Source organism: Pueribacillus theae, from assembly GCF_003097615.1.
GTDB classification, from domain to species: domain Bacteria; phylum Bacillota; class Bacilli; order Bacillales; family UBA6769; genus Pueribacillus; species Pueribacillus theae.
The window spans coordinates 1-24,415 of the sequence record NZ_QCZG01000025.1; the positions used below are offsets into that span (position 1 = coordinate 1).

General features: G+C 39.3%; 22 protein-coding genes and 1 CRISPR repeat array. Of the genes, 18 read left to right on the forward strand and 4 right to left on the reverse strand.

Annotated features, from left to right (window positions below):
* Positions 1-451: VOC family protein (locus DCC39_RS11955; protein ID WP_240613629.1), on the forward strand; the 451-nt coding region annotated here is incomplete at its 5' end.
* 323 nt (positions 452-774) lie between these two features.
* Entirely contained in the window at positions 775-1,155 is a 381-nt protein-coding gene (locus DCC39_RS11960; protein ID WP_116555138.1) for a DUF3221 domain-containing protein, read from the forward strand.
* A gap of 705 nt (positions 1,156-1,860) precedes the next feature.
* Here DCC39_RS11960 and DCC39_RS11965 read toward each other — a convergent pair.
* On the reverse strand, positions 1,861-2,532 hold the full coding sequence (locus DCC39_RS11965) for an MBL fold metallo-hydrolase (protein WP_116555139.1): 672 nt from the start codon (positions 2,530-2,532) through the stop codon (positions 1,861-1,863).
* On the reverse strand, positions 2,532-2,855 hold the full coding sequence (locus tag DCC39_RS11970) for a hypothetical protein (protein ID WP_116555140.1): 324 nt from the start codon (positions 2,853-2,855) through the stop codon (positions 2,532-2,534). Before DCC39_RS11970 ends, DCC39_RS11965 begins: the two co-directional genes overlap by 1 nt.
* Positions 2,856-3,192: 337 nt before the next feature.
* Between DCC39_RS11970 and DCC39_RS11975 the strand changes: the two genes are divergently transcribed.
* The 3 genes from DCC39_RS11975 (at position 3,193) to DCC39_RS11985 (ending at position 6,039) form a co-directional block, all read left to right on the forward strand.
* The gene (locus DCC39_RS11975; RefSeq protein ID WP_116555141.1) at positions 3,193-4,380 is read left to right on the forward strand and encodes a CaiB/BaiF CoA transferase family protein; all 1,188 of its coding nucleotides are present in this window, start codon (positions 3,193-3,195) and stop codon (positions 4,378-4,380) included.
* A gap of 63 nt (positions 4,381-4,443) precedes the next feature.
* Entirely contained in the window at positions 4,444-5,637 is a 1,194-nt protein-coding gene (locus DCC39_RS11980; RefSeq protein WP_116555142.1) for an acyl-CoA dehydrogenase family protein, read from the forward strand.
* Between the two features lie 87 nt (positions 5,638-5,724).
* Positions 5,725-6,039 carry a DUF3870 domain-containing protein gene (locus DCC39_RS11985; protein WP_205948503.1) on the forward strand — a complete coding sequence of 105 codons (315 nt, stop codon included), beginning with the start codon at positions 5,725-5,727 and terminating at the stop codon, positions 6,037-6,039.
* Between the two features lie 163 nt (positions 6,040-6,202).
* Here DCC39_RS11985 and DCC39_RS11990 read toward each other — a convergent pair whose 3' ends face one another.
* Positions 6,203-7,285, reverse strand: a complete 1,083-nt coding sequence (locus tag DCC39_RS11990; RefSeq protein ID WP_240613630.1) for a sodium:solute symporter family transporter — start codon at positions 7,283-7,285, stop codon at positions 6,203-6,205.
* 216 nt (positions 7,286-7,501) lie between these two features.
* On the opposite strand from DCC39_RS11990, the gene DCC39_RS11995 reads away from it, so the two are divergent.
* The 11 genes from DCC39_RS11995 (at position 7,502) to DCC39_RS19820 (ending at position 22,125) form a co-directional block, all read left to right on the forward strand.
* A complete protein-coding gene (locus tag DCC39_RS11995) occupies positions 7,502-7,783 on the forward strand; it encodes a hypothetical protein (protein WP_116555144.1) in 282 nt (93 codons plus the stop codon).
* A 116-nt stretch (positions 7,784-7,899) separates the two neighbouring features.
* On the forward strand, positions 7,900-8,772 hold the full coding sequence (locus tag DCC39_RS12000) for a fumarylacetoacetate hydrolase family protein (RefSeq protein WP_116555145.1): 873 nt from the start codon (positions 7,900-7,902) through the stop codon (positions 8,770-8,772).
* Between the two features lie 26 nt (positions 8,773-8,798).
* The gene (locus tag DCC39_RS12005) at positions 8,799-10,223 is read left to right on the forward strand and encodes an NAD-dependent succinate-semialdehyde dehydrogenase (protein ID WP_116555146.1); all 1,425 of its coding nucleotides are present in this window, start codon (positions 8,799-8,801) and stop codon (positions 10,221-10,223) included.
* 58 nt (positions 10,224-10,281) lie between these two features.
* The gene (locus DCC39_RS12010) at positions 10,282-11,070 is read left to right on the forward strand and encodes an SDR family oxidoreductase (RefSeq protein WP_116555147.1); all 789 of its coding nucleotides are present in this window, start codon (positions 10,282-10,284) and stop codon (positions 11,068-11,070) included.
* Positions 11,071-11,136: 66 nt separating this feature from the next.
* The gene (locus tag DCC39_RS12015; RefSeq protein ID WP_116555148.1) at positions 11,137-11,487 is read left to right on the forward strand and encodes a YisL family protein; all 351 of its coding nucleotides are present in this window, start codon (positions 11,137-11,139) and stop codon (positions 11,485-11,487) included.
* Between the two features lie 310 nt (positions 11,488-11,797).
* The gene (locus tag DCC39_RS12020; protein ID WP_116555149.1) at positions 11,798-16,018 is read left to right on the forward strand and encodes a tetratricopeptide repeat protein; all 4,221 of its coding nucleotides are present in this window, start codon (positions 11,798-11,800) and stop codon (positions 16,016-16,018) included.
* Between the two features lie 43 nt (positions 16,019-16,061).
* On the forward strand, positions 16,062-16,361 hold the full coding sequence (locus DCC39_RS12025; RefSeq protein ID WP_165820855.1) for a Fic family protein: 300 nt from the start codon (positions 16,062-16,064) through the stop codon (positions 16,359-16,361).
* A 292-nt stretch (positions 16,362-16,653) separates the two neighbouring features.
* Complete coding sequence (gene cas9, locus DCC39_RS12030) at positions 16,654-19,890, forward strand: type II CRISPR RNA-guided endonuclease Cas9 (RefSeq protein ID WP_116555151.1); 3,237 nt, start codon at positions 16,654-16,656, stop codon at positions 19,888-19,890.
* Positions 19,880-20,782, forward strand: coding sequence for a type II CRISPR-associated endonuclease Cas1 (cas1, locus tag DCC39_RS12035; protein WP_116555152.1), 903 nt, complete (start codon positions 19,880-19,882; stop codon positions 20,780-20,782). Before cas9 ends, cas1 begins: the two co-directional genes overlap by 11 nt.
* A gap of 4 nt (positions 20,783-20,786) precedes the next feature.
* Positions 20,787-21,095, forward strand: coding sequence for a CRISPR-associated endonuclease Cas2 (cas2, locus tag DCC39_RS12040; protein ID WP_116555153.1), 309 nt, complete (start codon positions 20,787-20,789; stop codon positions 21,093-21,095).
* A gap of 153 nt (positions 21,096-21,248) precedes the next feature.
* A CRISPR array of direct repeats spans positions 21,249-21,614; the repeat unit is 36 nt; unit sequence ATCGTATCACAGCAAAGTTCATAGGGGAAATATGGC.
* Positions 21,615-22,041: 427 nt separating this feature from the next.
* The gene (locus tag DCC39_RS19820; RefSeq protein ID WP_407071854.1) at positions 22,042-22,125 is read left to right on the forward strand and encodes a putative holin-like toxin; all 84 of its coding nucleotides are present in this window, start codon (positions 22,042-22,044) and stop codon (positions 22,123-22,125) included.
* 680 nt (positions 22,126-22,805) lie between these two features.
* Here DCC39_RS19820 and DCC39_RS12045 read toward each other — a convergent pair.
* Positions 22,806-23,036, reverse strand: coding sequence for a hypothetical protein (locus DCC39_RS12045; RefSeq protein ID WP_116555154.1), 231 nt, complete (start codon positions 23,034-23,036; stop codon positions 22,806-22,808).
* A gap of 189 nt (positions 23,037-23,225) precedes the next feature.
* On the opposite strand from DCC39_RS12045, the gene DCC39_RS12050 reads away from it, so the two are divergent.
* Positions 23,226-23,834 carry a DUF1819 family protein gene (locus tag DCC39_RS12050; protein WP_116555155.1) on the forward strand — a complete coding sequence of 203 codons (609 nt, stop codon included), beginning with the start codon at positions 23,226-23,228 and terminating at the stop codon, positions 23,832-23,834.
* Positions 23,831-24,415 (forward strand): DUF1788 domain-containing protein, encoded by a 585-nt coding sequence (locus DCC39_RS12055; RefSeq protein WP_116555156.1) that lies wholly within the window; start codon positions 23,831-23,833, stop codon positions 24,413-24,415. Before DCC39_RS12050 ends, DCC39_RS12055 begins: the two co-directional genes overlap by 4 nt.

Below are 24,415 nucleotides of genomic sequence, written 5' to 3' on the forward strand. Positions count from 1 at the left end.
CTCGAGGCACAATTGTTTCATAGCGTTTTGTGCCTTGAGCGAAGCGAAAGGAATGGATATAAACATGGAAAGCACTTTTAAACCAAATGGATATAATTCATTGTCTCCTTATTTTGTAGTAGACGGTGCTCAGAAATTTGTTGACTTGATGGTGAATTTGTTTAATGCAAAAGAACTGAGACGATATGATATGCCTGATGGAACAATCATGCATCTGGAAATTCAGATTGACGATACTGTGATTATGGTTGGGGATTCTTCGGAACAATTCCCGACGAATCATTTACTAGTTCATGTTTATGTTTCTAATGTAGATGAAGTGTTTAGTAAAGCACTTGAGTTAGGGTGTGCTCCTATCGAAGAACCTAAGGAAAGAGAAGGGGATCCCGATAGAAGAGGGTCATTTCGAGACTTTGCAGGAAACATTTGGTCTGTCGCGACCCAAATCTAGCGATCCATAAGTGGTACTTCAACTTGAACTGGAGGTATTAGATGCTTGGAAATAATTTTTGAATGCCTTATTCTTCTGAAACCACCGTATCCATACATATTTCCACTGTGAAACTGCTTGACCGACTCTGTCGTCTAGTGGATGGCGTTTCCACCACCTAAGTACTCTAACCGATGTTTATCGAGAACGTATTTTATAAGATTCTCGGCTTATTTTTGTTTTAGACCTCTATTTTTGATTGGCGGAAAAAAATCCCACACCGTGAAACTTTTACGTTCGAATGTGTGTCTTACTATCAAATACAAGCTTAAAGGAGAATCTGGATGAAAAGGCTATTGGTTTTCTTTCTTCTGATAAGTAGTATGCTCGTTGTCACAGGCTGCGGTAGCAATAAAAGTGATACAAGCGAGAAAGATACAGGCGTTTCAATCCGTGGAACAATTGAAGAAGTAGAAGAATTAAAAGGGGTTGAGGGCAAACAAATTTTAGTCGAAGGAGAAAAGGAGAAAGACACTGAGTACGATAAAGCAAGCGTGAAAGTAACGGAGGATACGAAAGTTTTCTCGTTAAAAGATGGCGAAAAGGTTAAGGCATTGATGCAGGAATTACAAAAAGGACTGCTTGTTGAAGTTATATTTGTCGGTTCGGTTGCTGAGTCATATCCAGTTCAGGCGACAGCTAGTCAAATTATCATTTTGAAATAGATTTACATTATCAGAAATATTAGGGGGTTATGATTAATGAAAGTGATTTCAAAAGTAAATGCAAGTAAAGACATTCCTTTATTGCAGTTTAATTATTTTTCCAACGGCAGAGGAAGAACCTAATTTTCAAATTCAAGATTTTATCCGTGAAAGATGAAAATGTATTGCTTGATAAACAGGCTGAAATTGACAACTATTTAGAAGATGAAGGTAAGAAAGAGTTAAAGAAAAGAGGCTTTAATGTCACACACGGTACTTACTAATGATGTAGTTAGTTGAGGTCGGCATCACCCCATATGAAGAAAGTTATGCACAATTCCTTTATGAAAAATTCGGACGAAAAAATATCAAGGTAGGTGAACAGGCAGTAACCTACGGTTCTGCTTTAATAGAAAATGACAGCGCCTCTCAAACGATAAGCGCAAACATTAATTCACCCACTAATTCCATCCAATCATATTTATTGCATACACTAGTAGGAGTTATTATTTTAGTATGTCTTATGATTACGATGTGCAAATTGAATTTTTCCAAGAAGTAATAACAATCCAATTTATTCTTCTGCCAAATCTCCGACTCTTATAAATTCAATATAACGCAAATGAATAAATATGCAAAACAAGGAGTTTATCCATTAGGGGTTGAGACCCCCGTAGTTTCGCACTTCGTACACGAACAGAACTTGAGGTTTTTCTATAAAAATATCTACTGGTTCTTATATTTATTTTGATAGGAAGCAAGTTGATCCGCAGGAGAATATACAGAATCACCATGGCAAATTTCTAGTCGCTTCGGATTTAAATCTAATAAAATACTACTGCTTCGTATTGCCTCTTGCATATCCGCAGTAAAAATGGGCATAGGACGTTTAAGATTTCCATTCTTCGAGGTAAACAAGTCTCCGGCGAGCAGCACTTGATCTTTTTCATGGTAATAAGCTACATGACCTGGTGAGTGGCCCGGAGTGAAGTAAGGCTTTAGACCGCCTATCGTGTGAAAATTTCCTTGTTCATTTTGCTGTAAAGCTTGCGACAATCCCTTTGTAACGAATTGCACAGCCTTCTTTCTGCGTGGGTATGGCAAATCCCCTTCCATATAGGGAATTTCAATACGATGAGCATATACAGGAACGGGATAAGTTTGTAAGATCCGTTTTATTGAGCCTACATGGTCAGAATGTCCGTGGGTCAGTAAAATTCTTTTCAGCGGACCCGCTTGCAGCCTCTTAATAAATTTCAAAATTCCATTCGCCATTTGCGGTATTCCTGCATCGATTAAAGTAACTCCGTCCTCGTCAATAACAATCCACACATGAATAGGAATCATTATCCACGTTTTTAAACTCCAAATATGATCCGAAATTTGCGTGGCTTTCATTAGCTATTCTCCTTTTTTCCTAATTTACTCTTAAAGCCAATCAGCAGGACTTCTACAGCTTCATCAAACGTTGTACCCAATCTTTCCATAAGTTCCTCAGGGGATTCCTTAGAAAAAGTATACGTCCCTACTATGCCTTGCAGGGTAAAGAAAAAGATACGGCTATAAGATAGCAGACGGGTGTCTTCTTGTGCAATTTGTAAGCTTTCTCGGAGGGATTTCATCAGTAATTCAAATAATTCGTTTCGCAGTTGATTGATTTCAAGCTCCGGTTGTTTATCATCGACCTGTCCCGCTTTAATATTGAAAAAAATAGTGTACATATTTCGGTTCAATAAACAAAATTGGCGGTTCGAGAGGGAATTGATACGATTCAACTTCAAAAAGAAAATTTGGAATATGGTTGATAAAAAGAAAAAGCTACAAGCACAGGGGCAAATTACAAGAAGGCGAAGCAAAAACCCATTGACATAATCTACCGATCCTTTTAAAATAAAAGAGAAGTTTCATAACATTTAATAAAAACTGCCTAAGTTTGATGGCAATTCAATGCCCGAATTGTTTCTCGAACTGTTAAGCCAGTAAATTGCATGTATCCTGTCCATCAGTGCATGCTATTTACTGGTTTTTAGTTTTGGACAAAGGAAAGAAGGTGAGAAGATGAGCGGACCTTTAGTTGGAATTAAAGTTCTCGATTTAAGCCGGGTGCTTGCCGGCCCATACTGCACGATGACCTTAGGCGATCTTGGCGCTGACGTGATTAAGGTAGAATCGCCAGGCGGAAGCGACGATACACGTCATTGGGGACCGCCATTCCAAAACAATGTAAGTGCCTACTATTTATGCGCGAACCGCAACAAAAGGGCAATTACAGTCAACTTGAAATCGGAAAAAGGACGTCAAATTATTAAAGATTTAGCGAAGCAGTCAGATGTATTAATCCATAATTTTAAATATGGTACGATGGAAAAGTGGGGATTGGATTACGATAGCTTAAAATCTATCAATCCTGGCTTGATCTATTGCGGAATCACCGGATTTGGCAAAACAGGCCCCTATAAGCATCTGCCTGGCTATGACTTCGTTATTCAAGCGATGAGTGGGCTGATGAGCATCACAGGTACTGAAGAATCAGGTCCAATGAAAGTAGGTGTTGCGATTTCTGATGTGTTGACTGGGATGAATGCGGTGATTGGCATTTTAGCTGCGCTTAACGAGAGGAATCAGTCCGGTTTGGGGCAAAGCATCGATTTAGCTTTATTTGATTCACAAGTAAGCGCGCTCGTAAACGCAGCCAGCAATTACCTTGTTTCCGGAAAAGTACCGAAACGTTTGGGGAATGAGCATCCAAATATTGTTCCTTACCAAACATTTAAGACAAAAGATCGTGAAATGGCCATCGCTGTCGGGAATGACGGCCAGTTCAAGCGTATGTGTTCAGCCATGGGATTGGACAGCCTCCCATCAGATGAGCGTTTTCTAACGAATGAAAAACGTTTGGAAAATAGGAAAGTTTTGACATCGATTCTTTCCGATGCGTTTCAACAAGAAAATGCTTCACATTGGCAATCGTTACTAAACCAAGCGGGAGTACCATGTGGTCCAATCAATGACATGAAAGCCGTTTTTGATGAAGAACAAATCCAGGCACGAAATATGCTTGTCGAAGTTGACCATCCTGAAGCAGGGAAAGTTTCACTCGTTGGCAGCCCGATTCATTACTCTCGGACGCCGGTTTCGGTAAGGAAACACCCGCCGATGGTTGGTGAACATACAGAAGAAGTGTTGAAAGAGCTTGGTTTGAAAGAATATGAAATCAATTCATTAAAGGCTGAAAAAGTTATTTGAGTTTACGAAATTTACTCTATTAAAGAGTATTTCATCATATACAAAAAAATTGGAGGGAATGCAATGGATTTTAATCTTTCAAAAGAACAAGAAATGCTTAGAGACATGGTTCGCAGCTTCGTAGACAAGGAAATCAACCCATACATGAAAGAATGGGACGAACAAGGCCATTTTGACATGGGGATTATGAAACGCCTTGGCGAACTTGATTTGATGGGTGTATGCATCCCTGAAGAATACGGTGGAGCTGGCATGGATTACAACTCGCTTGCGATTGTCTGTGAAGAGCTTGAGCGTGGTGATACCGCTTACCGTACTGCTGTTTCTGTGCATACTGGACTTAACAGCATGACGCTTCTCCAATGGGGGACTGAAGAGCAAAAACAAAAATACCTTGTCCCTCAAGCAAAAGGCGAAAAATTCGGCGCTTTCGGCTTAACTGAGCCTAACGCAGGTTCTGACGTTGCGGCAATGAACACGACAGCAACAAAAGAAGGCGACTACTACGTATTAAACGGCCAAAAAACATGGATTTCTCTCTGTGATGTCGCTGATCATTTCCTTGTGTTCGCTTATACTGACAAAAGTAAAAAACACCGTGGCATCTCTGCATTCATTGTCGAACGCACTTGGGAAGGCTTCTCATCTAAAGCCATTAAAGGAAAACTCGGTATTCGCGGAGGAAACACCGGAGAATTGTTCTTCGATAACGTAAAAGTTCCGAAAGAAAACTTGCTCGGAGAAGAAGGCGAAGGCTTCAAAATTGCCATGTCAGCGCTTGACAATGGACGTTTTACAGTAGCGGCAGGCGCTTGCGGCATCATCTCCGCTTGTTTGGAAGAAAGTGTGAAATACTGTGAAGAGCGTAAAACATTTGGTGTAGAAATCGGCCAGCATCAACTTGTCAAACAAATGATCGCAAACATGGAAGCAAAACTTCACATGAGCCGCCTTCTTGTCTATCGTGCTGGCGAGCTTAAAAACGCAGGAAAACGCAACACGAGAGAAACATCACTTGCAAAATGGCAAGCATGTAACTTTGCGAACGAGTCTGCAAATGATGCCGTTCAAATTCACGGCGCATACGGATACTCAAACGAATATCCAGTCGAACGCCATCTTAGAAACTCAAAAGCTCCAGTGATTTACGAAGGAACTCGTGAAATTCACACGCTCATGCAAGCAGACTACGTACTTGGCTACCGTGAAGACAAACCACTCCGTAAAATGCTTCCGGCATGGAAAGGAAACGAGTAAATCTAACTTTTTTATAAAATGAATGCTAGCATCATAAACCGTCCTATGGTATATCTTATATAGATTGATCATAGGACGGTGGTTTTTTTGGAAATCATTCATACATATTTTGTAGCAGGGCACGCAAGGCTTCCACAAGGAATGGCCGCAAAAAGCGTCTTTGATACGCTAACCATTACAGCTGAAATTGACAAGAAATACGGCGTTATCCTCGAAGCATCTTGTACACTGGCAACAGAGCATGGCCGGGATTTTATTGGCAGCCTGCTCCGTGGAATTAGTTTGAAAGATGGTGTGGATTATCCAGTCCGCCTTATCGAAGAACATTATAAAGGCAAAGCAACAAATGCCCTTGTCGCAGCATTTAAAGACTTGCATGCGAAGTATGAAGAAACGTTATAAAACTTCTCGAAGAGTTTTTTGAGAAGTTTATACAATGGGATAGAAGGTTTATATATACCTAAGAAACCCTATGTGATTCCGAATAGACAAACAGAAGACAAAGTGCTGTTTAATAAAAAGAAAGAACTACCTCCTTTTAATATCTAAGGAAGCAGTTCTTATATTAACCAGCTAATGTAAGAGGCCAATAGTAGAATACGAATGTGATCACGATAATGAGTACGCCGCTAATCATTAAATACGCTGGATATTTGCGAGTAATTGCCATTTCTTTCTCTTCATTTTCGTCTATTGAGCGCTGATGCAATCGTTCTTGATATGCCCGTTCCTCTTCTGTAATCGTTCCAAAACGGGAACCAATCATTAGAGTAATGCCACTAAGTATAACTCCGATAATTACGGGATTTAAATACACTGGCAGTGCAACGCCCCATTTTCCAAGTAATTCTCCGAAAATAACCCCGAGAAATCCTATAATAATACTCCAAAAGGCGCCTTCTTTTGTTACCTTTTTAGAAAATACGCTGGAAAATGCGACAGGCCCCCACGAAGCAGCAAATAAAGTTGCCGCGAAATAGCCAATCCACATAACAGATGGTGGCTGCCATAGGCCGATTAGTAGAATAATAATACTGATGATAACCATGGAAATCCGGCTTACATTTAATAAAGTCCTATCTGAATAGCTTGTACCGCGTGATTGCTCAAGAATATCTCTGGCGATGCTGCTTCCAATTAATTGTAAGAAAGTTGCACAGGATGAAAGCGCTGCTGCCATAATTCCGCTAACTATAATTACACCAAGCCATGTTGGGACAATATTCATTGCTGCCCATATAAATACTTTTTCTGTTGGGTCTATGTCAGGTTTAATATTGTTAACGGTTGTAATACTAAGATGTAAAAATAAATAAATAGTGATAATTGAAATCATCGCCCATACACCTGAACGAATGGCTACATGTTCATTTTTTGCCATTAAATAACGGCTGCTTTGCCAAGGGCTAATTGCGACAACGGATCCCCAAACTAAGCCTAAAATGATAGCCCAAATAATGACTTCAGCCGGTGTTCCCATATACGCGTTCGGACCTGTAATGCCATGCCAACTTAATAAATCAGGTTTTTCAACAACTTTCGTAGCGTTAATTATAGCATCAGGAAATCCGCCTGTTGCTTTCATGATAAAGGGGAATGAAACATAAGCTGCCACTGAAAAGGTTGGCGAAGATTTTACAGTTGGCATTCGCATGAGCTCAGTCGACATGACGATGGACGGAACCATATTAAAAGATGCTGTGCAAATCGTAGAGTTCCCTTGTTGATAAGATCCGTGTCCATTTCATTAATGTAACAGCAGGTGATTCAAGCACATACGCAGGTCAAACCCATATCGTTCCCCCTCACCAATTAAACATGCCTATCTCTCCCCCATGCGTTCAAAATTCGAACCAATGAATATATGAAAAAACTTTACGAATGCAATATTAAAATGAAGACTCACCATGATTTTGGCGGAATTAAAAATGGAAAAGTTGTTATCAGAAACCTTTTTTCACATGAAAAAGAAGAAATGGATCAGTGGGATTCGATTGTGCTTTCTCTTGGTCGTGTTCCTAACATTGAGTTATATGAAGAAATTAAAGATTTAGCGCCTGTAGTAAAACCGATAGGGGATTGCTTGGCGCCACGTACAATTGAAGAAGCAACTTTAGAAGGACAGCTAGCGATTTTGAAAATGTAAAGAATAAATTAAGGTAGATCGTTTTCTTTCCGGGACATTGTTGGCTAAAATGATAAAGAGGGAATTTTAAATAAAGAAAGAATGTTTAAAGGACAATATCTTTGGGAGGAAGGCAGATGAAGCTTGCCACTGCAGTAATAAATGGAAAACCAACAATTGGAGTCATCATTGGAGAAACATTTTTTGATTTGCATGCCGCTACAAATGGCTCTTTGCCAAAAACGATGCTCGAAGCGATTCGCCTAGGTGACGATTTTATTAAAAAAGTAACAGAGTTGCAAGAAACAATGGATGGTAAAGGGATTCCTCTTTCAGAAATCAAACTTCTTGCACCAATTCCAAGACCGGCAAAAAATATTTTTTGCGTTGGAAAAAACTACGTTGATCACGCGATTGAAATGGGCAGCAAAGATGATATCCCGACAGCGCCGATGGTTTTTTCAAAAACGCCGACAACTGTTATTGGCCCCAATGAACGGATCCCCCTTCATAAAGAAGTGACTGAACAGCTCGATTATGAAGGGGAGCTGGCTGTTATTATAGGAAAACGGGGCAAGGCAATCAAACGGGAAGAGGCAATGGACTATGTTTTTGGCTATACCATTATTAATGATGTGACCGCAAGGGATTTGCAAAAGCGCCATAAACAATTTTTGATCGGAAAAAGTCTTGATGGTTCTTGCCCAATGGGTCCTGTTATTGTGCATAAGTCACAAATTACAGATCCGCACGACTTAAAAATTGTGACAAAGATAAACGGGGAGGTGCGCCAAAACGCTTCAACTTCACAGTTTATCTTCGACATACCAGAACTGATTTCCGTGTTATCAAAGGGAATGACCTTGGAGCCGGGAGATATTATCGCTACAGGAACACCTTCTGGTGTAGGGGCAGGATTTAATCCGCCGAAGGTGCTTTCTGCTGGCGATGTTGTGGAAATTACAATTGAAGGGATTGGCACTTTAGCAAATAGGGTAGACACCGAGTAAAAGTATAATTTTAAGGAGGAAGACGCATGGATAAATTACTCTACATAAATGGTTCGTGGACGGGAGAAAACTTAGACAAAGTTGAAGTGAAAAATCCCGCAACAGGTGAGCTGGTCGGTACGGTCCCCAATGCAGGAAAAAAAGAAACGCGAGAAGCCATTGCGGCGGCTTATGATGCATTTCCAACATGGTCGAAGTTAACGGCGTATGAGCGGGCCGGGTACTTAGAGAAGCTGTATGATTTAATGATTGAATCTGCAGATGAAATGGGGGAACTGATGACGCGGGAAATGGGGAAACCGCTAGGCGAAGCAATCGGTGAAGTGAAGTACGCGGCAGATTTTATTAAATGGTTTGCCGAGGAAGGAAAGCGCGTCTATGGAAGGACAATTCCTTCTCATGTTGATAATAAGCGTATGCTCGTAACGAAGCAGCCGGTCGGCGTCGTTGGGGCGATTACACCGTGGAATTTCCCTGCCGCCATGATTACGAGAAAGCTTGGACCGGCGCTTGCTTCAGGCTGTACGTTCATCGTGAAGCCACCGAATGAAACGCCATTAACTGCAATAATGCTCGTTGAACTGTGTGAAAAAGCGGGTATCCCTAAAGGGGTCGTAAACCTCGTAACAGGCGAAGCATCGGAAATCGGTGAAGAAATGCTCACGAATCCTCACGTAAGCAAGATCACATTTACCGGATCTACTGAGGTCGGGAAGTTGCTGTTAAAGCAAGGAGCCGATCAAGTGAAAAAAATGTCGATGGAACTCGGCGGGCATGCCCCTATCATTGTGCTTGATGATGCAGATATCGACAAAGCGGTTAACGGGGCATTGTTATCAAAATTCCGCAATGGCGGTCAAACTTGCATTTGCGGAAACCGGATTTACGTCCAGGAAGGCATTCACGACGAGTTTGTTGAAAAATTTGTTGCTGAAGCTTCCAAGCTGAAAGTTGGCAATGGCCTTGAAGAAGGAATTGACATCGGTCCAGTTATAAGCAAAAAAGGCTACGAAAAAATTGACAGGCATGTGCAAAACGCGATCAAACAAGGAGCTGACTGTGTATTAGGTGGGCAAGGAAAAGTAGAAGGCGACACGTATTTCTACAATCCGACGATTTTAACAGGCGTCCAACCAGGCATGATTATTATGAATGAAGAAACATTTGGCCCTGTTGCCCCGATTCAAAAAGTGAAAACGATCGAAGAGGCTGTGAAATATGCAAATCAAACCCATTACGGGCTCGCTGCTTACGTGTTTACGGAAAACTACAAAAAGGGAATTGAAGTAGCCGAAAGCCTTCAATATGGGATTGTCGGCTGGAATGATGGCGTGCCGTCAGCGCCGCAGTCTCCATTTGGCGGAATGAAACAGAGCGGGCTTGGACGCGAGGGCGGAAGCGAAGGAATTGAAGAGTATTTAGAAACAAAATATATTGCAGTAGGATTGTAATAGGGAGGGCCACCCTTCCTTTTTGAATGTGAAGAAAAAATATGGGGGTATGAAACATATGGATTTCGGTTTAAAAGGAAAAACAGCACTTGTCCTTGCATCGAGCAAAGGCCTTGGAAAAGCAACCGCGATGAAATTCGCCGAAGAAGGCGCAAATGTCATGATTTCTAGCAGAAATGAGGAAGAACTTCAAAAAACAGCCGACGAAATCCGCGAAAAAACAGGCGCAAACATTGCTTACAAAGTTTGTGACATCATGGATAACGAGCAAATCGTCGATCTCGTTTACGAAACGGGCAATCGTTTTGGCACGATTGATATTTTAGTGAATAATGCAGGAGGTCCACCGGCTGGGAATTTTGACGATTTTGCTGACCAAGATTGGGTAAATGCTTTCGAATTAACCCTTTTAAGCGTCGTCCGGACAGTGAGAGCAGTATTGCCTTATATGCGAAAGCAAAAAGGCGGCCGTATTGTGAATATCGCTTCGTCATCTTTCAAACAGCCGATTGAAAATTTAACTCTGTCGAATACGTTTAGAACCGGGATCATGGGTCTCGGAAAAAGCCTTTCCCAAGAGCTTGCGAAAGACAATATTCTAATTAATACGATAGGCCCCGGAAGAATTGAAACGGATCGCATCATTGAGCTTAATCAGAAAACAGCTGATTCAAAAGGAATAAGCCTTGAGGAAGTAAGAGCACAATCTGAGGCCATGATTCCGCTAGGGAGATACGGGACACCTGAAGAATTTGCGAACATCCTCGTGTTTCTCTGCTCAGAAGCCAATACATATGTAACAGGACAAGCAATTTTAGTTGATGGCGGACTAATAAAAGCAATGTAACAGGTGCTTTTCCACTTAACCTTTGTTAAAATGGAAACGGAAATGAAATAGAATGGGGGAAGAAGATTGCCTTATGCTGCATTTTACCATTCCCATGTGACATCATGGGCGCTTACATTGCTTTTCTTTTTGATTAGCTATTTATTGCTTCGTTCTGGGAACGAAAAAGGACAGAAAATCACCCACATGATTTTGCGTCTTTTCTTCATTTTGACGATTATTACGGGAGCAGGACTTGTTATTAAACTAAACTTCATGCTTATCGCCATCATCAAAATGCTCGTAGCCATTTGGCTCATCGCTTCAATGGAACTTATCCTTACTAAAGGGAAAAAAAGGCAACCAACAGGTGGTCTGTGGATTCAATTTCTAATCTCCATCATTGTCGTATTTATCATTGGATACGGGTTTATTTAATGTAAAAAAGCTGCTAATCACATAGATTGGCAGCTTTTTTAAATATTAAATAGCCAGCGAAGGACTGTATCGTTTATAATCGATATGGAAGAAGCGAGTATATTATAAACCTTTTAGGCTAGAGCTTCTTCCTTAATGGTACAACGCGCAGAAAGCGGCTAATTCGGGCTTTATTATGCTTGAAAATAAATTCTTTTAACGAAAAAGTTCGGTTAACTTTTTTAAATTATTATAATATTCACAACAATAAATGTGTAGTTGTGCATGACTTTATTAAAATTATTTATTTTCTTAAATAAGGAGTAGTGAAATGAGCACAAAAACATTCATAGGTTTGCTTGAGGATCAAGATTATCGGGGCTCAATTAGCATCTTTTTGGGGCAGTTCCAAAGCTATATAAAACAAAATAAATTATCGGGAATCAGAAACCTTGCGAATCTTCCGGAAGAACATATGAAAGATTTGCTATGGGTTATGGATGTTGCTTTAATGCACCAATGGAGGCGTATCCTAATCAATTACAAGTACAGAAGGCGAGAATCTCCATCTGCAACCATTTGGTATTGTGACCAATTAATCGATGACGAGAAGCTAATCGAAGCAGAGGAATTGTTAAAAGATCTGGAAAAAGAGGATTTATCTCCAGAATTAGCCGAGAAGCTGTATTTCAATATGGCAGTGGCGCTCATTCACATGCGGCGCTTTCGAGAAGGCTATTTTTATATGAAAAAATGTGAAAAAGCATCGGAGAATAGTATGAATACCAGGTGGGCTTACTATTACCTTAATAAAGGTGAATGGAGCACGGCCCTTCGTCTTCTTGAAAAAGGCAAAAAGGACCAGAAAGATTCGGCACTTGCTTATACTTTTCTTGTCCAGCATTACTCCATGCAGGGAGATATGATGAAAGCGGGAAGCTATTTAGAGGAGGGGTTAAAGAAGCATCCACATTATCCAAAGCTTTTGGCGGAGAAAATCAGGTTTCATTACAGCCAAAAGCAGTGGCATAAGATGAGGGAGACAATTGCTCTGTTAGATCATATTTCTCCTTATCACGATAATAAAAAACTGTATGATTATTACGTAGCAGAAGCTTATTATGAGGAAGAAAAACTAAGCCTGCTTCATCAGCATCTAGCTTCCCACCCGGATCTCACCAAGCATACGCATTTTAAGCATTTTGATGGCAATAAAAATAAAGGCCTCAAAAAATTGAATTACAAACCTGTTGTACAAAAATATAATTTCTGTGTTCCTGCGGGTATTGAAATGGCCTTAAGCATGTTTTCGTATGAAATCAGCCAGGATGAAATTGCAGAATCAATCTTTGATGTGACTGGAACAAAGATATCCAAAGCAATCGACTACTTAGAAGAAAATGGATTTTACTGCCGTCTCTTCCATGGAAATGAGGAAAGATTTAAGAGTTTAATCGACCAGAGTATCGCCGTTATGATTACCATTGATTATCCAACATCCTCACATATTCAAATTTTAACGGGTTATGACGATAATTTACAGGTGTTTCACATTCAGGATCCGAATTTCAGAGAACCTCACCACCTGGAATATAAAGATTTTGAAAAAGAGCTGGGAAATAACTTTGCCTTATCTGTGGCGATTGTCCCTGCTAATGAAGCGGATAAACTTCATTTTCTGGATAACGTAGAGCATGAAACGAACAAAAAGCTGCTGCTGCTTACAGAGGAATGTAACCACTCGCTGGAACAAGAAGATCTTATGTTTTTAGAAAACAATAAGGAAAATCCGCTAGTTGCAGTATATGCTGTCAAATATTTGGCCAATTTCCTGGATACGGAGTTCCTGGAGAAGCTTATAGAAGTAACGGAGCGCCATATAAGTGACTCCCAATATAGGAATCTTATCATTGCCATGGCATATGTAACGGTCAAGAAGGAGAAAAATGCTTTCCAATGCCTTGAAAAACTGGGAAGGAAAGATGATCCTACTTATCATTATCTTAAAGGCAGATTATATGATAACAAGGGAGATTATTTTGCTGCGTGTAATGAATTTAAAAAGGGAATAAAAAATGAACCGGATGATTATATACTCTGGTCGTATTTGGCGATTTCAACCTCAAACCATGGCCAATACAAAGACGCCTTAAGATTTTCAAAGATTGCGCTTGATATAAATAACCGTGATATTTTTCCAATAACAAACCACGGAATGATCTTATTTGATAACGAACAATATGCGGAAGCAAGGAATTTTTTTACCACAGCTCTAAAAATGAAAAAAGACGATGCCCTTGTTTGGTATGAAAGAGCCCGCTGTGATAATCAGCTAGGACGCCATCATAAGGCGGAAAGAGGATTCAAAGTCTCTATTCGTTTAGACCCAAAAGTTTCATTCCCTTATCGTGAACTGGCAAATCTCTATGAATTTGCCTATGAAGATATGAAAATGGCAGAAGAAGTTCTAAAAAACGGGCTTATGAAAACGGATAATGATACCCTTCTTCTCCAAGAATTAGGCGAGCTTTATGAAAGGAACAAGGAATATGATAAGGCGAGGATCTATTACACAAAAGCTGCTGAAAAGGTCCCTGAAGATCCGGAAGCATTTATTTCGCTTGCATTCTTATTGAAAGAAGAAGAAAAAATTAGTGAGTTTTTCTCTTACATTACCAAAATTTACGATCAATTTAAGGATCATAACGAATTTTTGATCAACATCGGAAAGATCATTTGGGAAACAGCTATGGAAAGGGAACTAGATGAAACTTATTTTAAGCAGGCCTTAACTTATATGGAACAGGGTATAAGGAAGACTGCCTCTCATTTGGAAGAGGCTCTGGAATTATACACAGGCCTTATAGAGGACACCCCTTTCTACAGGAGAGGAATAGAATTTCTTGAATGTGAACGTGAGAATAGAGAAGACGATTTTCTGCTCTTATGTTATATTGGCAGTTTATACGAAAATAACGGATATTTGGCCAAAGCGAGAAGCTATTATAAGCGTGCTTTAGCCATGAAAGAAGACGTTCTTCCGCTATACAGGCTTGGTGACATTTATTCTAAATTTGAAGATGTTGAGAAAGCTAAAGGATATTATCACAAAGTGCTTGGGCTTGATCCGTGCCATGAACAGGCGCTGCTGGATCTCGCCAACATTGCGAGCCTGCAAGAAAACAAATTAGAAGAGCTTCATTATTTAATGGAAGCATTCCGTATCAATCCCTATTGCGTTTCTGTTGAAGCAATCATTGAATTAATGGATCAACCATCGATGCTTGAAGATTTTTTGCAAAAGTTTAGGGATCTGGACAAGAAAAAATATGAGAAGGAATTTATATACGATTCCATGGCTTATATTTATGGAAAGCTCGGTAACATAAAGGAGGAAGAGGCCTATTTAACAAAGGCACTGGAGCATTCTCCAGAATTGCCGGAGCTGCGGCATCATCAGGTTAAACTTTTTATAAAAAAAGGCGATCTTAAAAAAGCCAAAAACGAATGCCTCCAAGCGATTCAGGAAAATTTCCATAATAGGGAATGGTATGAAACACTTGTCGATATTTATTCGAAAACAAAGTCCCTTGCGCAAATCGAAAATGATTTAAAAAAATTAAAGCTGACAAAAAAGGAAAAAAGCATTGTCTTTATGCATAGTGCGGCGGCTTATGAAAAAATGGTAGCCGATTTGATGGAGGATCGGGAAGATCATGAAGGCAAGGGTTTATTTAAAAAGCTCACAGGGTTTACGAAACTTAGTTTTCATATCGGCACAGCTGTTACTCTCTATGAAACGGCAATAAAGCTGGACCCCGAAAATAGTACTGCTACCGACTGGCTATCGGATTTTTACCTGCAAATGTCTAGTTCTGAAGATGCGATCAAAGTTTTGGAAAAAACGATCAAAATCCAGTGGAATCCGGATTTGGCCTATAAACTTGCAAGCCTTTATGTAAATGAAAGGGTGGAAATCAGCGAGAAGAAACAAATGAAATATTTATTTAAGGCTCAAAATATAATGGAGACTCTTGTTGAGGAATACGATGAGCCGGAATATATGAATTTGCTTGGCTTAATTTTGTTTTTACAAGGAAAGCTTAAGGACGCTGAGGCTGTCTATGTGAAATGCCTGGATATAGAGCCTGGTGTTGATAGAGGGTATTTTCACTTAGCAAAAGTGTATGCCGAGATGGAGGACTATCCGAATGCTGAGCTGGCAATGAAAAAAGCCTTGGAGCTTCTGCCTGAGGATATAGAGGCCTTGAACGAACTAGGGATCATCTATCGATTACAAGAACGCGCCATCGAGGCACTGGAATGTGTGGATGATGCTTTGAAGCTGCAGGGTGACGATTTGTACGTTAAATATAATCGAGCTTGCTATCTTTCGTTACTGGGCAGATTTGAAGAATCGGCAAAGCAACTAGGAGAAGTGTTTGCTTTAGACGAGGAGGGCATTTTTCTTGAAATGTCAGTTGATGATATCGATCTTCTTCCGCTTAAGGAAGCCGGCTTATTTCCTCAAGAAGGAATGGCGGTAAATTAAATATACAAAACGTATCTTTAACGAATTGAATGAGGAGCAACCTTTGAAAGGTTTACCCGTTGAAAAATTTGCTTACCGACTTGCTTATTTTTTATCGGAATTGAACGCTCTTCGCCCTTTTCGAGAAGGAAATGGGAGAACCATTAGGGAATTGGCAAGACAAATTGCTTTGAAATCCGATTATGAGCTAGATTGGAGCAAAGCTAGTAGCAAAGAAACAATAGAAGCTTTCATTCAGTCTTTTCATGGTAAATTATCTGATTTATCTTCTTTAATTTTCCGGTGTATATGTTATTTCCTATTTTTACTAAAAATGAATACAAAAAATTGCTCTCATTTCTAACCTCCAAGAAAGACGCAAAGCTTAAAAAAAAGTTGTGTAGGTCTTTTTAAATGCGAAAAAAGTTTTAAAAACACTTTACAAGGTTGGTAATATTTGCTATATTGGAAATGTGGTTTGGGGAAACCACAATCGTATCAAAGCAAAGTTCATAGGGTTCATATGGTAAGGCATGAAGCCGAGACGTTAGGGATCGTCTTTCCGTTTAGTCGGAGTCTCCCTCAAAAAAATGACTAAAGAAATTTAGTCATTTTTTTGTTATCATCGCATTGCGCCGTGAAGGAGTGTGTTCAGATTGAGGTATCATATCGGGTTGGATATTGGAGTGACATCTGTTGGATGGGCTGTTATTAATTTAGATAAAGAACGCATTGAGAACCTGGGCGTCAGAATGTTTGAAGTGGCTGAAAATCCTAAAGATGGTTCCTCATTAGCTGCACCAAGAAGAGAAGCAAGATCAGTAAGAAGAAGACTTAGAAGGAGAAAATACCGCGTATCACGCGTCCGTCATTTTATAATAAAACAAGGCTTGCTTACAAAAGTGCAAGCGGAATCTTTATATGATTGGCAGGACGGCGATTTAGATATTTGGCTTCTTAGGGTAAATGCATTAGAGCGAAAATTAGAAGATCGCGAGTTTGCAAGAATTTTAATCCATTGCGCCAAGCACCGAGGCTTTAAATCAAATCGAAAAAGTGAAACGAAAGAAACGGAAAATGGATTAATGTTGTCTTCGGTTAAAGAAAACCAGCAAATAATGAAAGAAAAAAACTATAAAACGATTGCCCAATTATTAGTCTATGAAACAGAGCTTTTCGATGGAAGAAAGCGTAATCGAAGCGGTCAATATACGCACGTCTTCGCGCGCGATGATTTGGAAAACGAAATAAAAATCATTTTTGAAAAACAACGGGAATTTGGCCATCCTTTTGCAACGAAAGAAAATGAACAGAAATATTTGAACATTTGGAGTTCGCAGCGTCCATTTGCTTCAAAAGAAGCAATCATGAGCAAAGTCGGTGACTGTTCTCTCATAAAAGGTGAAAAAAGAGCGCCGAAATTCTCTTATCAGTTTGAACGGTTCAGGGCTTTGGATAAGTTGAATCGTCTGCGCATTTTATCCATTGATCAACCGGGACGAAAATTATCGGAGATTGAGAGAGAACTTGCCCTTGATCTCTTATTCGATAAAAAAGAAGTGAAGTATTCTGATTTGCGTAAAGCGCTGTCACTTGATGAATCTGCACGATTCAATGAACTTTTTTATGATGAAAGCAAGTCTGTTAAAGAAAACGAGAAAGTTGTATTCATCTCACTTGAAGGACAATACAAAATCAAAAGTATCATAAAAGGTTCGGAAGGCAAAACGGCAGTCCTTGAATACCGGCCAGTTGATTATGATACGATTGCTTATGCTTTAACGGTATTTAAAGACGACCAAGACATCAAGGATTATTTAAAAAATGAATACGTTGACTCGAAAGGAAAAAAATTAAAAAATCTGGCAAACCGGGTGTACAGCGACGCACTAATTGAAGGATTGCTCGGTCTATCCTTTTCGAAATTTTCTCATCTCTCTTTAAAAGCTCTTAAAGAATTGCTTGTACATATGGAAGCCGGCTATTCATATACAGAAGCCTGTGAGTTATGCGGTTACACTATTAACCAAAGAAACAATATGGAAAAATCAAAATTACTTCCGGTAATCCCTGGAAATGAAATACGAAATCCGGTTGTACTCCGCTCACTTTCCCAATCGAGAAAAGTAATTAACGCGATCATTAAAAGATATGGAAGCCCTTCTGGCCTTTATATAGAACTAGCCCGAGATATGGGACGGCCTTATAATGAACGCTCAAAAATTTCAAAAGAATACAATGCAAACCGCTTGGTGAACGATAAAGCAAGAAGCCGAATTCAGGAGCTTCATCCTAGCATTAGCGATCCAAGAGGACACGACATCCTCAAATACAAGCTTTGGGAAGAACAAAATGGAAAATGTGCTTATTCATTGGAACCCATAACGATCGAAAGATTGTTTGAACCGGGCTATGCAGAAGTAGATCATATTATCCCGTACAGCCGGAGCTTTGATGATAGCAATCAAAACAAAGTACTTGTTCTAGGCAGGGAGAATCAAAATAAGCAAAACCGAACACCTTTTGAATGGTTTGGCCATGACGAAAAAAGATGGGAGAAATTTATTTCTTATGTTTCTTCGTTAAAAGTCGGTCGGAAAAAGAAAAGCCTTTTATTGAAAACAGCTTTTGATGAAGAACAAGAGGAAGCTTTCCGCGCCCGCAACCTGAACGATACAAGGTACACCACAAGATTTTTGAAAAACTTTATCGAAGAAAATCTTCAATTCCGCGAAGAAAAAGGGAAAAAGCAATACGTTTACACCGTTAATGGCGCGTACACCTCATTAATGAGAAAAAGATGGGGATTTAACAAAAACAGAGAAGAAAACGATCTTCACCATGCACTGGATGCTGCCATAGTCGCTGTCAGCCATGACAACTACCACAAAGTGAGTGCATTCTTTAAAAGAAAAGAAATAAGCACCGCACAATTGCTGAAAAGAGAAAAAGAGCAATTTCCTGAACCATGGGAAGGATTTTCAAAAGAATTAGAAGCGCGGTTGCTGCAAAACCCTCTTCACTTAAAAATGGCACTTGAATCACTTGCCAGCGATGCGTATGATGAACAATTTATCAATGAAGTAAAGCCTATTTTTGTGTCACGAATGCCGAAGCGCGGGGTAAAAGGCCAGCTTCATGAAAAGACTTTCCGAAGGCAAAGAGGCGAAAATGATAAAGGGTATACTGTTGTAGTGACAAAAACCGGCCTAGATAAAATCACATTTGACAAAAATGGTGACTTTCCAATGTACGGAAAAGAATCTGATCCAAGAACTTATAATGCAATTAAAGAGAGATATCTAGCATATGGCAAAGATAAGAAAAAAGCCTTTGCTGAACCTCTTTATAAACCATCTAAAAATCCAGAAAAAGCGCCGATTATTCGTTCGGTGAAGATTGAAGACAAGCGTAACCTTTTTGTTGCGTTAGATGAAAAAACAGCAGCAGATAATGCAAGCATCGCGAGAACTGATGTGTTCCAACACAGAGACAACGGAAAATATTATTTAATACCGATTTATGTGTCTGATGTCAAAGAGGGAAGGGTGCCAAATCGGTTTATAACACAAAATAAACCTTATAATGATTGGTTGGAGTGTACTGAAGATTACCAATTTAAATTTAGTCTCTATCCTAACGACTTAATACATGTAAAATTACCGCAATCTAAGCAAGTAAAACTTACAAATAAAGAGGAAATATTGTGGCAAGAAAATTTCTTTTATTATAAAAAGGTAGACGTTGCAAGCGGTCAAATTACAATAATGTCTCAAGAAGGAAGTTTATTAGATCGTATTGGCGTCCAAAGACTTGTAACATTTGATAAATACCAAGTCGATCCACTAGGAAACATTAAAAAGGTAAATAAGGAAACTCGCCATGGCGTATAGGCATATCGTAATCCGAAATCCCGCCAGATTGTCAACAAAAAATGAGCAGCTTTTAATTCAGCAAGAAGAAACCATTCGAATTCCGCTTGAGGATATTAGCACGCTAACATTAGAAGAACCGGCAGTTACAATAACCAATGTTTTATTAAGCAAATGCACCGAGTATCATATTAAAGTAATAGTATGTGACGGAAAGCGAATGCCGAGCGGATTGTTGCAGCCGTTTCACCGCCATTCAAGGCTAAAAGCGGTTATGGATATGCAGCTTTCTTTATCGAAGCCGTTCAAAAAGAGAATTTGGCAGCAAATTGTAATTAGAAAGCTGGAAAATCAAGCTCGATGTTTGGAACTTATTCATAAAGCAGATGAAGCACAGAAAATATACGCGATATCACGGAGTGTTGAGTCTGGGGATCGTACAAATCGGGAAGCGTATGGAGCGAGATTATATTTTTTAAAACTATTTGGCGAGGCATTTAATCGTCGAGATGAAGATGTGAGAAACATCGCTCTGAACTATGGATATAGTATTATCCGCTCTCTTGTTTCTCGTTCTCTTGTCCGATATGGTTTCACACCATCATTGGGAATTTTCCATGACAGCCAGACGAATGCATTTAATCTAGCCGATGATTTCATGGAAGTTCTAAGGCCTTTCGTTGATGTTACAGTTGCGCTATATGTTGATGAAGAATCGGTTTGGTCAAAGGAAGTTCGGGAGAAGCTATTTGCTTTGTTAAACTATGAAGCGATTTGGAAGAATGAAAAACAAAGTTTAACAAATGGCGTAGACAGAATGGTTCAAAGCTTTATATCAGCTTGTCGAAGCTCAGATCCATCGTTGCTTGTTTTGCCAGAACTAGTATCTTTAAATGAGCATGTGTATGAGTAATTTCATGAGATTAATCGTATTCTTTGATTTACCTGTGGTCACTTCCATTGAACGTAAGCAATATGCAAGATTTCGGAAATTTCTTTTAAACGATGGATATACGATGCTTCAATATTCTGTTTACAGCCGTATTTGCAACGGCAATGATGCTGTGCAAAAACACCTAAAGAGGTTAAGGGAGAATATTCCAAATGTAAACGGTGCAATTCGTTGCATGAAAATTACGGAAAAACAGTTTGAAAATATGGAAATTCTTCTTGGTGTAAGAACATCAGAAGAAGAATTAGGTGCAAATAAAACAGATTTCTTCTAAAAAAAGTGCTTGCAAATTGATGCGAGTGCTTTTTTATTGCCGTTTAAATTTTTAAAGGAACCATAAATCATTAAATAACTTTAGTTATAAGTGTGTTTTTTCAAACTAGAAACCCCTTAAAAGCCAGTGATTTCAAGGGGTTTGGGGATGTGTATCGTATCACAGCAAAGTTCATAGGGGAAATATGGCTCATGCCGTTAGTGAAAACCCCTCTGCCTTATCGTATCACAGCAAAGTTCATAGGGGAAATATGGCGTTCTTTGCTGATACCTCGTTGAGAAGACGATCGTATCACAGCAAAGTTCATAGGGGAAATATGGCCAACCGTGTTAGATAGGCTCGGTTTACTTGATCGTATCACAGCAAAGTTCATAGGGGAAATATGGCAATAAAGGTTTAAGGTGCAATCTAACTGCAATCGTATCACAGCAAAGTTCATAGGGGAAATATGGCCCATGCGTTTAAGTATTCTTGGTTTTGGTTATCGTATCACAGCAAAGTTCATAGGGGAAATATGGTTAATTACTCCTCTGGTGTTCTATCTATAAAAAGGCGAGTTACTTCGGTGGAATTGCCTTGTTTAATTTTTTTTTAGTTGCTTTCTTTTCTAGAGAATCATGAGTATTCATGCCAGGTGCTACTGTTGGTTCATTTCTTTTTAAATTTTTATTATCCATACTTTTCGAGCTCCTTGTTTTAGTATTATGATTCCAAAAAACAAAAATTGTATTCAAGGATTTTGTTTTATTCAGCAAGCCCTAAATTGAATGGCTACACATTACGAAATTTAATTTAATTGTACCCCACAAAGTTCTTAGAAAAGAAGATAAAGTTTCATCAAAACGTACAAACATACGTACGTATTATGTTATAATAAATAGACAATAGCATAAAGGTTTCTCAAGGGTGGTCGGCAACATCCCCAGAACGAAAGGGGGTGGTGCTGATGACAGTGTTTGAAACATTGATGCTCATCTTTGTTTTCGCTGGGCTTATTATATCAATCCTGTCATTTAACCATAAAAAATAATCCACCCTTGAGTAAATGACGGCTCAGGTGGATTATTCCCAGGGCCGATCCCCTTAAAGGGAACCTGCTATTGTATAGCCACTTCGATGCTGGAACATCGGAGTGGCTTTTCTAATAATATGCTTCATTTAATTCTATTATACATCAAATTGAAAAGATGAAAAGTATTCAGCTTTTCAATTTCGAGAAATTGTCGAAAAGCCTTAATTAGAGTTAAAAATTACATATTGAGGTTTTAAAGGAATGATTGGTAACATTCCGGATAGCTAAACGAGATACTGCCGTGACAATCCATAGCTCTTGCAAGTTCTTTTTTGTCAATCCTGTCACTTTACCATAAAAATAAACTACCCTTGAGTTAATGGCCCAAAAGATTATTTTCGCCCGTGCCGATCCCTTAATTAGGAACCTGCTTTTGTATGACAGATCGGTTCTGCAACATCTAGCGATCTATTATATGGTTCATTATACATAAAGTGGCATTTTTTATAGAAAAACAAAATTCCATCTATTAAACAGTGGCCGGGGAAAGCACACTGCTAAAAAGTTCATAGGGGAAAATATGGTTGTTATTTTTAAAATTTTAAAGTAGCACACCCCTAACAAGGTCGCTCTTTGTATGATCTTTGTATGAGACAATATGTCCGCTCGATCTAAGGGGTGTGGAAAAATAACGAAATTTAACGTTTGTTCTTCTTTCTTTTTGCGTCTAACGTTCTTTTGTATTCATATACATCTGGACTAAAAAAGAGTCGGACTTTGCCAGTACCTTCTCCAAATTCTTTTAGAGGTTTGATACGGCAATTGGTCACTGCCTGCTGAAATGCAGATCTGCTCATTTGTAGCAAGCTACGTGCTTCAGCAACAGTGAATACACAGTCGAGTGCTTCTTTCACCATTTTTCTATCCACCCTTACCCGCCACCTCCTTTCTCATCAAATTTCCTACTTTTACCTCCCTTTTAAAATATTCAGCCTTATTATACAAAGATTGGCTTCATTCTGGGATAAGCAGTTGTCTAGTTAGACAAAAACATTGAGTCTGATGTCCTAAAAATGTGCTAAAATAGAAATAAAATCTACCTAAGGGACTGGATTCGATTGCAAAAAGAGTGGAAGTATCGCTCGACAATCAAGACCCGGCCATTTTTCTATTTGGAAACCAAAAAAATGGCGGAATTGCTGCTTCAGGAATTGGACGAGGCACAGTTAAGGCAAATTGTGATTCAAGAAAATCTGTTTCAAATGAAAACAGAGAACCGGAGAAAAGAAGTGGCTAACACGATTCTTCGAAGGCTGGAGCTGCTCGATGCCTTTTTATTGCAGCAAATTGCCCATGGAGATACGGCCACAAGCAAACTGCTCGTCCTTTACTCCATCTTAAAGACCGACCGCCTTTTCTATGAATTTATGAACGAAGTGTTCCGTGAAAAAGTAAGCGTATTGGATATGAAGTTGACAAACCGAGATTTTTCGACCTTTTTCGAGAATAAGCGACAGCAAAGTGAAACGGTTGCTTCATGGAAGGATTACACCTTTTACAAGCTTCAGCAAGTATACATCCGCATTTTGTTTGAAGCCGGGCTTCTAAAAACGCAAAAAGAACCAAGAGAGATGCTGAATGGAATGATAAATATGAAAGTAAAAGAACATTTACTGATGCACGGCGAGCAAATCTATGTTGAAATTCTGACAGGTGAACGAAGATGATGACAATCCATGAAAGACTGGATGCAATCTATCAAAAAATCACAGATCCAGCTTTTCGCGAAAGCAAAGGGATGAGCAATGAAGTCGGCTATCACATCTTTGATTACGATCCGGAACACGAGATGATTGTTAGAGATCATATCGCCTATTTAAAAGATAGGATTAATAAAGAAGACGCTGATTTTTACATACGTGAATTTGATTTATACGAAATCATCATTGACATTCTCGAACAAAAGAGTTACCTGGAAAAAAACTTTGAAATGGAAAAAAAGAAAGGCAGTTCCTTTGTCTTAAATGCCACACAGAAAACATTGCGCCTTACATTAAACAATGATCTCGTCATCCGATATATGGGGGATCGTGTCCAGCCGAATGACATCGTGTTCATTACAGGGGTTGGCAAAGCATTTCCATTTATTCGTTCTCACACAATTTTGAATAATATCCATAAAGCCGTCGGGCGGTTGCCTGTCGTCATGTTTTTTCCCGGGCAATACGACGGCCAGTCGCTTATGCTTTTCAATGAATTAAAAGACGACAATTATTACAGAGCCTTTCCATTAGTAGGCTACAGGTAG